This is a genomic window from Ilumatobacter sp., from assembly GCF_030065885.1.
Lineage (GTDB): Bacteria > Actinomycetota > Acidimicrobiia > Acidimicrobiales > Ilumatobacteraceae > Ilumatobacter.
Genome location: NZ_JASJCS010000014.1, coordinates 43,273 through 55,032, shown reverse-complemented (window position 1 = coordinate 55,032; position 11,760 = coordinate 43,273). Strand labels below are relative to the sequence as shown.

Sequence of the window (11,760 nt, the reverse complement as noted above, 5' to 3'; positions counted from 1 at the left end):
CTCGCAGCGTGTGGTTCGTGTTGTCGTGAATCGTCTCGCGGGGTGTGGTTCGTGTCGTTGTGAATCGTCTCGCGGGGTGGGGTGGCGTGGGGTGGGTCGTGAATCGTCTCGCAGCGTGTGGTTCGTGTTGTCGTGAATCGTCTCGCGGGGTGTGGTTCGTGTCGTTGTGAATCGTCTCGTGGTGTGGGGTGGCGTGGGGTGGGTCGTGAATCGTCTCGCGGCGCATGGGTTCGGGTCGTGAATCGTCTCGCGGGGTAGCGGCTCCGGTGGATGTGAACCGCTCGTGACGATGTCTCAGTGGCAGCCACAGCGACGCTGGACGTGGTGGCGTCCGCCGCAGCGTCAGGTGGCGACGCGACCCGTCTCGAGCGCGATGCCGCACCGGCGGTTGCCTACGTCACCGGTGGGTGAGCCCGACCCAGCTTCCTGCATCGTCGAGGTGGCGCGTCACGACGAGCCCGACCGCGGCCGCTTCGGCCTCGAGCACGGCATCGGGCAGGTCCTCGGCGTCGAACTCCTGGCGCCACGACCGCCCGCCGAGGTGGTACGTCATCGCCGCCGATCTCACCGATCCGGTGATCGCGCCTGCCTCGAACACCATCCTCACGGGGCCACACTCCTCCGCGGTGTCGGTGGCGCTGAGCAGCCATCCGGGCTCGAATCGCTCGACGATGAACGATCCCCCGTCTCGCAGATGGCGGCTCGCGACCTCGAGCAGCCGGGCTCGGTGCTCGGCCCCGGGCCGGTTGATCAGGGTGCTGGCCGCCAGGACGACGTCGAACGTCCGGCCGAGGTCGAGTTCGAAGGCGTCCGCGGCGACGCAGTCGGCTCCGGTGACGTGGGCGAGCATCTCCGGGCTGTCGTCGACGGCCGTCACGTCGTGACCGAGTGCGACGAGGGCTCGCGTGAGACGGCCCGGGCCGGAGCCGAGCTCGAGGATCGTCGACTCGGGGCGGATGGCGCGATGCACGAGCATCGGCGCGTCACCCGCGGGCAGCGCGAGGTAGACCGCCAGGGGACTGCCGTCGGCACTGACGAAGTCAGGCGAGGTCACGACGCCAGTGTGGCACCGGTCCGTGGAGTCGGCGGCGGCTGAGGCCCGGCGAACCGCCAACACCTACGCTGACGCCGTGGCAAACGCATGGTTCGAATCGGTCGCGGTGGCGCAGCGGCGGGCGAAGCGCAAGCTCCCCAAGTCCGTGTACGGCGCGCTGATCGCCGGCGCCGAGCGTGGCGTCACGCTGGACGACAACCTGGCCGCGTTCGACGAGCTCGGGGTCCGACCGATCACCGCCGGCCAGCCCCCCGAACGCGACATGGCGACCGAGGTCATGGGGCAGCCGATGTCGATGCCGGTGATGATCTCGCCGACCGGTGTGCAGGCCGTCCATCCGGACGGCGAGCTGGCGGTCGCGCGTGCCGCGGCCGCCCGCGGCGTCGTGATGGGGCTCAGCTCGTTCGCCAGCAAGCCGCTCGAGGCCGTCGTCGACGCCAACCCGCAGACGTTCTTCCAGATCTACTGGGCCGGGGACCGCGACTCGATGGTGATGCGGATGGACCGCGCCAAGGCCGCCGGCGCTGGTGGACTGATCGTCACGCTCGACTGGTCGTTCGTCCACAGCCGTGACTGGGGGAGCCCGAAGATCCCCCAGGACATGAAGCCGCTGACGGTGCTCAAGCACGTGCCCGAGGTCGCGATGCGACCGGTCTGGCTGCTCGAGTGGCTGCGGACGGGCCAGCTACCGGGCCTCGGCGTGCCCAACTTCAACGCCCTCGGCGAGCCCGACCCGCACTTCTTCGACGCGTACGGCGTGTGGATGGGGACGCCGCCCGCCACGTGGGCGGACATCGCCTGGCTGCGCGAGCAGTGGGGCGGTCCGTTCATGGTCAAGGGGATCGGCCGGCCCGACGAGGCCCGCCGCGCGCTCGACGCGGGCGCGACGGCGATCTCGGTGTCGAACCACGGCGGGAACAACCTCGATGGCGCGCCGGCGCCGATCCGGGTGCTCCCCGAGATCGTCGACGTCGTGGGCGATCAGATCGAGATCGTCATGGACGGCGGCATTCGACGGGGGAGCGACGTGGTGAAGGCGCTGGCCCTCGGTGCCAAGGCGGTGATGATCGGCAGGGCCTACCTGTGGGGCCTCGCGGCCAACGGACAGGCCGGCGTCGAGAACGTGCTCGACGTCCTCCGGATGGGCATCGACTCGACCATGCTCGGCCTCGGCAAGTCGTCGATCAAGGAGCTCGGCCCCGGCGATCTCGTGATCCCCGACGGCTTCTCCCCGCCGGCCATGGCCTGATGCCCGAGCGCGACCCCCACGCCGGCCCCGTGCCGCAGCCGGCATGGGATGCCGACGCCGAAGCACGCGAGCGCGGGCGGGTCGAGATCTTCAACGCAACGCGCCCAGGAGGGCTCGACGGGTGGACGATGGGCCTCGCCCAGTACGAGCTGATGCGCGCCCACATCCTCGAGATGCTCGACGACGAGTGCGACGACGACGGCACCGTCCTCCTGAAGGACGTCGTGGCCGCGGCCCAGGATCGCTACTCGACGCACGAGCTGTTCCCGAAGGGCCGCACACGCAACTACTGCACCTACACCAAGGTCGACCTCGAGGCGCGCTGCGAGATCGAACGCCTGCCGGGCAGCTCGCCGCAACGCCTGACCCGCTGGCGACCGGACTGAACGGCTGAGCTCGACCGAAACCGTTGCGGTCCGAGTGACCCCCGACCACTTGCCGCGAACACCGGGGGCGCATGATCGAGGGAGGCCGAGGTGCGCTCCTCCATGGCAGCCCGAAACGGCCAAGTGAGGCTCGCCCGCGGCGTCCGACGATGCGCAGTCGATGCGCAGATGACGCGAAGCACATGAAGCGGCGAGTCGTAGGTGCCATGTTGGCGGTCGTGGCGTTCGCAGCGGCGGCCGGGGTCGCGACGGCACACCCGAAGACCGGAGTCAGCGGCGACTGGACGTACGTTCCGGTCGAGATCGAGACCGTGGCGGAGTTCGTCAGAACATCGTGCTCCGCGGCGTCGCGCATGGTGAGCTGACCGGCGACATGACGGGGAAGACGGTCGAGGAGCTCTGGCTCGTGCGTCTGGGCGGGCCGGGCAAGAACCTCATCGCCGGCAACGCCGAGTTCACCGGCACCGTCATGGACGCCGACGGCGTGATGCACGAGGGAACACTGCAACTCCTCGCGATCGGCGAGCAGGATCCGGGCCTGCCGACACCGAGTGACTTCCCCTGGGAGGGCCGGTGGTTCATCAGGGGCGGCACCGGTGATCTGGCCGGCGCCCGCGGGCACGGGACGGGGGAGGGTCCGAGCTTCGTGCTGACGTACGAGGGTGAGATCCATCTGCCCCACTGATCGACGGAATCCGACGCCGGGCGCGTTCACGGCGCCCGGCGTCGTCGCGCCACTGGTCCGGCGCGCCGGAATCTCGGGACGACGACGAAGCACCACGGTGATCAGGGTCGAGCTTCGGGGTCGCCTCGCGCAGAACGGCGGTGTGTCGGTGAGAAAGCGCGAGATCCACGGCAGTCGTCGATCTGGACGGGCGACGGGCGGAACGGCCGCTCGCCGAACACAGGAGCATCATCATGCGTACGTCCCAGATCATCGTCGGGCTCACGATCGCCGCCGCCGGCATCGGCATCGGCACCGGCGTGAACGCCACCGATTCCACCGTGGAGCGGGCGCAGGCGTCGTTCACGATGCGGCCGGTCTCGCCACCGCCGCCCCCGCCCGTCGCCGAGCTGGCGGTGCCCGACCAGCGTCAGCACTCGACGACCTGCGAAGGAGCAGTTTCCTGCGGGATCCTCGGGGGTGCATGCGAGTTGGCCGGCGGCACCTACACCGACTGGGAGAGCAGCGATCACGGCCACACTCACGGCATCTGCACCTGGCCCTGGGAGTGAGGACCCCCGGCAAGTTCGCTGCGCGACCTGTATGGTCGCGCAGCGAACGTCGGGAGGTGCACGGTGCTCCGAGGTGATCTGATCGAGCTTCGGCTGGTCCGGGAAGGCGACCTGGGGACGTTCTACGAGCTGACCACGAATCTCGCTGCCCGCGGTGCCTACTTCCCGCTCGGCGTGACGAGTGAGCCCCGGCTCCGAGCGAGGTTCGCGGAGAGCGGCTTCTGGGGCGAGGACGAGGGCATGCTGCTCATCACGACCCACGGCGGCGAGATCGTCGGGGAGATCGAGTTCTTCCCGATCACGCACTACCTGCAGGGGTACGAGATCTCGTACCAGCTGTTCGGTGAGGAGCACCACGGCAAGGGCTACACCACCGAGTCGGTGATGCTCATCGTCGACTACCTGTTCGGCCGCAAGCGCGTGCATCGCATGCAGCTGAACATCCATCCCGACAACGTCGCGTCGAAGCAGGTCGCCCTGAAGTGCGGCTTCACGGTGGAGGGCGTCATGCGTGGCTGTTGGTTCCACCGGGGCGAGTACCACGACCTCGAGGTCTGGTCGCGCCTGCGGACCGACGGAGCGTCGACCGGCGCGTGATCGAGTCGCGCCGGTCGGGAGTCGGGGCCGGACGGCGTCGGTTTGTAGGGTCGGCCGCATGAGCGTCGAGTCGTTCCGAGCGTTCCAGGCGGTCACCGACGGCGAGGAGGTCAGCCGAGGCGTCGTGACGATGTCATCGGACGGTCTGCCCGACGACGGTGTGCTGGTCGAGGTCCACTGGTCGAGCGTCAACTACAAGGACGGCCTCGCGTCGACGCCGACCGGGCGGGTGGCACGGATCTCGCCGCTCGTGCCCGGCGTCGACCTGTCGGGCGTGCTCGTCGAGGATGCACCCGGCATCCCGGCCGGCACCGAGGTGATCGCGCACGGGTACTCGATCGGGGTCGGGCGGCATGGGGGCTACGCCGAGTACGCGCGGGTCCCGTCGGACTGGCTCGTCGCGTTGCCCGAGGGCCTGACGACCCGCGAGGCGATGGTCCTCGGTACCGGCGGCTTCACCGCCGCACGGTCCGTCATGGCACTGCAGGAGCACGGCGTGATACCGGAATCCGGACCCGTGCTCGTCACGGGCGCAACCGGCGGGGTCGGCTCGACCGCGGTCGACATGCTGTCGAACCTCGGCTACGAGGTCGTCGCGAGTACCGGCAAGCCCGAGGCAGCGCAGTTCCTCACGGACCTCGGTGCGAGCTCGATCGTCGATCGGAGCGAGCTGTCGGAGGAGAGCCGGCGGCCGCTCGAATCGACGGTCTGGGCTGGTGCCGTCGACTGCGTCGGCGGCGTCACGCTGGCGAACGTGCTGAAGCGGATCGACTACGGCGGGTCGGTGGCTGCCAGTGGACTGACCGGCGGGCCCGGACTGCCCGCGACCGTCATGCCCTTCATCCTGCGCGGCGTCAACCTGCTCGGCATCGATTCGGTCGAGCTCCCGATGGATCGGCGGCGCGCGACCTGGGAGCGGCTCGCCGCCGACCTCAAGCCGAGCAACCTCGACGACATCGGCCACGACATCACACTCGACGAGCTCGACGACGTGCTCGCTGCGATCCTCCGCGGCGAGGCGAAGGGCCGGAGCGTGGTGGATCTCCGCGCCTGACGCAGCCGACGCCCGGCGGTGAGACGATTCGCGACCGGTCGGGCGGGCGTGGGGTGAGACGATTCGCGACGGGACCTGTCGGCGCCGGTGGTGAGACGATTCGCGACCGGTCGGGCGGGCGTGGGGTGAGACGATTCGCGACCAGGCCGGCGAGCGCGGGGTGAGACGATTCGCGACCGTCCCTGGCGGCGCCGGTGGTGAGACGATTCGCGACCGGGCCGGCGGGCGTGGGGTGAGACGATTCGCGACGTGAGCTGTCAGCGCCGGCGGTGAGACGATTCGCAACGGGACCTGTCGGCGCCGGCGGTGAGACGATTCGCGACCGGGCCGGCGAGCGGTGAGGCGATTCGCGACGGTCCGCGTCAGCGCCGGCACGGAGACGATTCGCGGCGGGACCTGTCAGCGGGGATCAACGGTTGGACGATTCGCCACCAACCCCGGCGTGCACATCCGGTCACGCGGTTCGCAAACTGCCCGCAGCACCGCCCGCGAGACGACTCACGACCAGACCCACGAACGTCTCGGGCTCGAGCGACGACTCGCCGTCGTGTGCCAACTCCGGCGTCAACGCCTGCGGTGCACCCGCCCGCCACGTGACCGAGCTGCGCTCCATCGCCGTCAACTCGTCCGCGAGCGGCCGCAAATCGATGCGCGGCAGGACGCGCCGGGACCGGAACTGCACCCAGGTCTCGTAGCGATCGACGTAGCGATACCGCCGACCGTGCACGGTGATCACACGGAACCGCTCGGTTGCGTTGTGCAGAGCCATCGGATGGATCCCCTCGAAACCGTCGCCGCCGAAGCGATGACCGGAGCGCGACGGCTCTGCGGCCGGAATCGTCACGACCGCCAGATCGAGGTCGGGCCGCTCGTCGATGGTGACCCGGCCGGTGGCGATCGCGGCCTCGCTCTCGGTCAACGCCTCGTCCTCGTCGCGCCACAACTCCTGGCACCGGTCGTTGTGGAGCACCATCGGGAGCAGCTCGGGCAGCAGCTCGCGGTAGAGCTGATCGGAGAAGTCGCTGTAGCTCAGCGACGTCTCGGCCGACGCCAACTGCGACAGCGCCATCGAGGTCCGCGCGGCCCGGCGGTCGCGGTACGTGGCGAAGTCGCCGGCGGCGGCGACGTCGATCAGCAACGCCCGATGGTGGAGCGCCGCCTCCGGCTCGACGAGCGCGAAGATCGACACCAGACCGTCCTGGTCGAAGTGGTTGTTGGTCACGACCTCGGCGGAAGGGTGGGGGACCGGCTCGTCGAGGTAGGCGAACGCCATCTGGGCCGAGAGGTCGCGCGCCATGCCCGGGGGCTGGGCGATCCCGGGCCAATGGGTCAGCGCCAGTACCGTGCTCTCGTTCGGCGAACCGTCGACCACCACGTTGGGGATCGCCCGACTCGTCTCGTATCCCTCGTAACGGAACGCCACGACGGCGACGGTACGACTTCAACCGAGGTTGAAGTCAAGTCCCCGCATCAGCTCAGGTTGCCTGCGGGCTCGTGCGGGTACTGCGTCAGGCAGGCGAAGCACCATCGCTCGACGTCGTCGACGACGCGCTCCGACGCCTCCTGCTCCCACGATCCGGCCGTGACGTACTTGCGGTGCACCGCCTGCAGGCTGCGCTCCTCTGCGCCGCACGAATCGCACATGATGACCGCGTCGCCCGTCATGGCCGCGACGTTAGGGCGTCGATCGTGACCCGTAGCCTTCGGACGATGCTGCGACGGTTCGTCTGCCTGGTGTTCGTCGCCGCGGCGTGCGCCGGCTCGCCCGCCGCCCAGCCAGCTGCGCCACCACTGTCGATCGTCGAATCGGCACCCGATGATCCGTCGGTCGAACGACCGGCGTCGGCAGTGACGTCGACGTCGACACCGACGCCGGTGACAGCTCCACCGACGAGGTCGGCAGCGACCGGCGATGGCGACCGCGATGCCGGCCGCGATGGGAACCGCACCGACCCGTCCGTCGTGACCACCGCAGCCGGAACGGCCCCGGGATCGACCACCGCGCCGGACCCGAACGCCATCACGCCGGAGGGGTTCGAGCGGGTGACCGCACGGGTCACGAAGCCCGACGGTGAGACCTGTGATCTGTGCCTCTGGCTCGCCGACGACGGCGAGCAACGCAGCCGCGGTCTGATGTTCGTGACCGACCTCGGCTCCGCCGACGGCATGGCGTTCCGCTATCCCGACCCGCACACGGGCACGTTCTGGATGAAGAACACCGTGCTGCCGCTGTCGATCGCGTTCTTCGATCCCGCCGGGTCCTTCATGGAGGCGTTCGACATGGAGCCGTGCGAGCGCGACCCGTGCTTCCGCTACGCCACGCCGAGCGGGTTCTCCGTGGCCGTCGAGACCGCGCAGGGCGACCTCGCTGCGATCGGCCTCGTCGCGGGCAGCTCGCTCGCGCTCCTCGATCTCCCCTGCGCCGCCTGACCGGCGAGCACCGGTCGAGACGGCGAGCACCGATCGAGACGGCGGGCACCGGTCGAGATCGCGAGCGGTGCACCAAGGCGCTCTCACGCGGTGGTTGTCGCCGACAACCACGCCTCGTACAACCGCTGGTACGTCCCACCGGCGCGCACCAACTCGGCGTGTGGCCCGTCCTCGACCAACCGGCCCGCCTCGAGCACCAGCACCCGGTCAGCCCTGGCCGCGGTCGACAGACGGTGGGCGATCGCGATCGTCGTGCGGCCGGCCGCGAGCCGCTCCAGTGCCCTCGAGATCCGCACCTCGGTCAGCGCGTCGACCGACGACGTCGCCTCGTCGAGCACCAGCACGTCGGGGTCGGCGACGCCGGCGCGGAGCAACGCAACCAGCTGCCGCTCGCCCGCCGACAGCGACTCGCCCCGCTCGCCGACGCGCGTGTCGAGCCCGTCGGGCAACGCCTGGACCCAGTCGGACACGCCGAGCCGGGCGACGATCTCGTCGACGTCGCCGCGGGTGGCGTCCGGCCGGGCGAAGCGGACGTTGTCGGCGATCGACCGGTCGAACAGGAACGGCTCCTGCGCCACGACGACGAGTCGGTGCCGTAGCTCGGCGTTGTCGACCAGCGGCAGCGGCACGCCCCCGAGCCGGATCGTCCCGGCGATCGGGTCCGCGAGCCGGGCGATCAGCCGGCCCAGCGTCGTCTTGCCGGAGCCGGTCTCGCCGACCATCGCGACCTGCTGCCCCGCCTCGATGTGCGCGGACACGTGGTCGAGGACCACCTGGTCGAGGCCGGTCGACGGGTCGAACCCGGCGTCGGCACGACTCCGGTAGGCGAACGTGACGTCGTCGATGTCGATGTCGAACCGGCCCGGCGGCAGCGCCATCGGGTGCTCGGGTCGCGGCGGCCCGACGGGCATGTCGAGCACGCCGATCACCCGCCGCAACCCGGCGACGGCGGTCTGGGTCTGGTCGAGCACCTCGGTGAACTCGGCGATCGGTTCGAGGAACCGGTACGTGAGGAAGATGAACCCGATCAGCGACCCCGCCGTCAACCCACCGCCCGGCCCGATCGCCACGCCCACCGCGACGATCGTGGCGATCGTGACCACCGAGAACACCTCGCCGAGCGGGAACAGGAACGCCCCGATGATGCCGGCCTTGATCTGCGCGTCCGCACGCCGCTTGACCGCTGTGTGTGCGCGGCTCCCGAACAGACCGCCGGCCCGGTACACGCGGATCGTCTCGGCACCGGTGACGAGCTCGCTGACGTTGGCGAGCATCTCGCCGTTGCGTTCCCGTGCCGCGCCGTACGCTGCGCCGAGATGCCGTTGCACGGTCCGCAGCACGAAGAACAGCGGCACGGCGATCCCGATCGCGATCAGGGCGAGCAGCCAGTTGTAGGCCAGCATCACGGCGGCGACGATCACCATCAGCGTCCCGTCGATCAGCCACGCCAGCCCGCCCCACTGGAAGAACCGAGTGAGTGTCTCGATGTCGCTCGTGGCGCGCGCCACGAGCGCTCCACGCTGCTCGTCGTTGTGATCGGCCAGGCTGATGCCGTGGATGTGCTCGACCAACCGCGCCCGCAGATCGGCGAGCGCACGCTCGGCCCGGCTGCCGAGCCGGTAGATCGCGGTGCGTTGGCAGATCGCGGCGAGCAGTTGGGCGACGACCCCGATCACGGCGCAGCCGACCACGAATCGCAACCGGACGTCGGCGCGCCCGAGGATGCCACGGTCGATCGCCTGCTGGATGACGATCGGCACGACCACGCGCCCGCCGGCCCCGAAGGCGGCGAAGAGCCAGGTGACGCCGAGACCCTGCCGGAGCACCGGCGCCTCGGCGAGGCCGCGACCGATCGTGTCGGTCGCCGAGAAGCGTCCCAAAGGTTCGGTCACAGCCGGACTCCGGTCCGATCGGACTCGAACGCCTCGACCAGCGCCCGGTAGCCGTCCACCCGCGCCATGAGCTCGGCGTGGCGGCCGTGCGCGACGACCCGCCCACCCTCGACGAACAGCACGTCGTCGGCGAGCGCAATCGTCGACGGCCGCAACGCCACCATCACGACCGTGGTCCCGGCGAGCGCCGTGCGCAGGTTGTCGAGCACAGCCAGCTCGGTCGCCGGGTCGAGCGCAGACGTCGTGTCGTCGAGGATGAGGAGCGCGGGACGACGCACCAGCGCACGGGCGAGGGCCACCCGTTGCCGCTGGCCGCCGCTCAACGTGACACCGCGCTCGCCGACGACGGTGTCGAGGCCGTCGGGGAGCTCGCGGACGAAGCCCTCGGCGCGCGCCAGCCGGAGCGCCTCCCAGACCTCGCCGTCGTCGAACGCGTCCCCGACCACGACGTTGTCGCGGACCGACCCGCTGAACAGGAACGCCTCCTGGAAGACGAGCGCCCGGGGGCCGTCGGGCACGGCGACCGTGCCACCGGTCGGTTCGAGCAGCCCGGCGATCAGCTCGACGAGCGTCGACTTCCCCGCTCCCGTCGCCCCGACGAAGGCCGTCACCGACCCCGCGGCGATGTGCGCCGTCGCGTCGGCGACCGCCGGTTGGGATTCGCCGGCGTACACGTATCGCACGTGGTCGAGCACGACGCCGAAGGGCGCCTCGGCCACGCCCAGCGACGACTCGGGATCGGGCTCGACCGGATCGTCGATCACCCCCATGATCCGGTGGTACCCCGCGTACGACGGCGGCAGCTCGGAGAGCGCGTACCCGATCAGCCGCAGCGGGAACACGAGCAGCGTGAACATGTAGATGAAGCCCGACAGGTCACCGATCGTGATCGCACCCGAGTCGACGCGGGTCGCGCCGAGCACGACGAGGCCGATGTTGGTGATCGACGGGACGGTCTCGAGCAGCGCCTCGAACGTGCCGCGCAGCTCGACGGCCTTGACCCGCGGATCGCGGATCCGCACCGCCATCTCGGTCAGCCGCTCGGTCTCGCGCCGCTCGGCGCCGTACGCCTTGACGAGTTGCACCGCCTCGAAGCTCTCGTGCACGGCACCCGAGAACTCGCCGAGCGCGGCCTGGGCATCGTCGAAGTGCCGGTTGACGCGCCGCTCGTAGGCGACGTTGACGACCATCAGCAGCGGGAAGACCGCAATCGCGACCAATCCCATCACCAGGTCGACCGACAGCAGCCAGACGGCGGCAACGGCGAGGAGCAGGATCGTGCTGGTGGCGAACGGGATCGGCGCCATCACGCTGATCGTCGTGTCGACGTCGACGCCCGCCCGGGCGAGGAGTTGTCCGTCGGACTGGCGCTGGTGCCAGCTCGCCGGTTGCCGGACGTACCGGTCGGTGACGTCGTTGGTGAGCGTCTCGGCGATGCGCCACTGCGTCATGTGGGCGAACGACCGCCGGACTACGACGCCGACCGCCCGCAACAAGCCGATCCCGATGATGAGCATGCACCCCGTGACGACTGTCGAGGTGGCGACGTCGCCCTCCTCGAAACGCGGGACGACGACGTTGTCGATCACCCAGCGGATCACGACGCTCGAGGCCACCGTGCACAGCGCGAACACGAACGCACCGAGCACGGCGGTCACGAACAGTCGCGGGTGCATGCGGACGATGGCGCGCACGAATCGCGCGTACTGCTGGGCGCGCCGGCGGGTCCCTTCCTCCACCTGCGCGTGTCTACCAGTGCGTCGCGCGTGGGTGCGGGTGGGTTCGGCGGCGTGACGTGTGGCGTCGGTCACGATCCCGAGCGGGCGCTCGTCGGCGAGGGCCCGTGGTCGGTCAACGATGCA

The 11,760-nt window shown here is 70.2% G+C and carries 12 protein-coding genes; 7 read left to right on the top strand and 5 right to left on the bottom strand.

Translation table 11 applies throughout. The features are described 5' to 3' along the window. Positions 1 to 397: 397 nt before the first annotated feature. Positions 398 to 1,054, bottom strand: a complete 657-nt coding sequence (locus QNJ12_RS05510) for a bifunctional 2-polyprenyl-6-hydroxyphenol methylase/3-demethylubiquinol 3-O-methyltransferase UbiG (protein WP_300619955.1) — start codon at positions 1,052 to 1,054, stop codon at positions 398 to 400. Positions 1,055 to 1,130: 76 nt separating this feature from the next. Between QNJ12_RS05510 and mftD the strand changes: the two genes are divergently transcribed. From mftD to QNJ12_RS05480, 6 genes are all read left to right on the top strand, one after another. Beyond that, the gene (gene mftD / locus QNJ12_RS05505; RefSeq protein ID WP_300619953.1) at positions 1,131 to 2,303 is read left to right on the top strand and encodes a pre-mycofactocin synthase MftD; all 1,173 of its coding nucleotides are present in this window, start codon (positions 1,131 to 1,133) and stop codon (positions 2,301 to 2,303) included. Then, positions 2,303 to 2,689 carry a hypothetical protein gene (locus QNJ12_RS05500; protein WP_300619951.1) on the top strand — a complete coding sequence of 129 codons (387 nt, stop codon included), beginning with the start codon at positions 2,303 to 2,305 and terminating at the stop codon, positions 2,687 to 2,689. The genes mftD and QNJ12_RS05500 overlap by 1 nt, the downstream gene beginning before the upstream one ends. A gap of 373 nt (positions 2,690 to 3,062) precedes the next feature. Further along, positions 3,063 to 3,374 (top strand): hypothetical protein, encoded by a 312-nt coding sequence (locus QNJ12_RS05495; protein ID WP_300619948.1) that lies wholly within the window; start codon positions 3,063 to 3,065, stop codon positions 3,372 to 3,374. A gap of 233 nt (positions 3,375 to 3,607) precedes the next feature. Beyond that, a complete protein-coding gene (locus QNJ12_RS05490) occupies positions 3,608 to 3,925 on the top strand; it encodes a hypothetical protein (protein ID WP_300619946.1) in 318 nt (105 codons plus the stop codon). Positions 3,926 to 3,988: 63 nt separating this feature from the next. Continuing rightward, complete coding sequence (locus tag QNJ12_RS05485) at positions 3,989 to 4,522, top strand: GNAT family protein (RefSeq protein ID WP_300619943.1); 534 nt, start codon at positions 3,989 to 3,991, stop codon at positions 4,520 to 4,522. A 58-nt stretch (positions 4,523 to 4,580) separates the two neighbouring features. Further along, positions 4,581 to 5,576 carry an oxidoreductase gene (locus QNJ12_RS05480; RefSeq protein ID WP_300619940.1) on the top strand — a complete coding sequence of 332 codons (996 nt, stop codon included), beginning with the start codon at positions 4,581 to 4,583 and terminating at the stop codon, positions 5,574 to 5,576. Between the two features lie 454 nt (positions 5,577 to 6,030). On the opposite strand, the gene QNJ12_RS05475 is transcribed toward QNJ12_RS05480, so the two are convergent. Together QNJ12_RS05475 and QNJ12_RS05470 are read right to left on the bottom strand one after the other, a co-directional pair. After that, entirely contained in the window at positions 6,031 to 6,999 is a 969-nt protein-coding gene (locus QNJ12_RS05475) for a DUF6687 family protein (protein WP_300619937.1), read from the bottom strand. 47 nt (positions 7,000 to 7,046) lie between these two features. Next, positions 7,047 to 7,241, bottom strand: coding sequence for a hypothetical protein (locus QNJ12_RS05470; RefSeq protein WP_300619935.1), 195 nt, complete (start codon positions 7,239 to 7,241; stop codon positions 7,047 to 7,049). A 45-nt stretch (positions 7,242 to 7,286) separates the two neighbouring features. On the opposite strand from QNJ12_RS05470, the gene QNJ12_RS05465 reads away from it, so the two are divergent. After that, a complete protein-coding gene (locus QNJ12_RS05465) occupies positions 7,287 to 8,006 on the top strand; it encodes a DUF192 domain-containing protein (RefSeq protein WP_300619932.1) in 720 nt (239 codons plus the stop codon). An 83-nt stretch (positions 8,007 to 8,089) separates the two neighbouring features. Here QNJ12_RS05465 and QNJ12_RS05460 read toward each other — a convergent pair whose 3' ends face one another. Beyond that, positions 8,090 to 9,898 (bottom strand): ABC transporter ATP-binding protein, encoded by a 1,809-nt coding sequence (locus QNJ12_RS05460; protein WP_300619929.1) that lies wholly within the window; start codon positions 9,896 to 9,898, stop codon positions 8,090 to 8,092. Then, on the bottom strand, positions 9,895 to 11,637 hold the full coding sequence (locus QNJ12_RS05455; protein WP_300619926.1) for an ABC transporter ATP-binding protein: 1,743 nt from the start codon (positions 11,635 to 11,637) through the stop codon (positions 9,895 to 9,897). Before QNJ12_RS05455 ends, QNJ12_RS05460 begins: the two co-directional genes overlap by 4 nt. Positions 11,638 to 11,760: the final 123 nt, after the last annotated feature.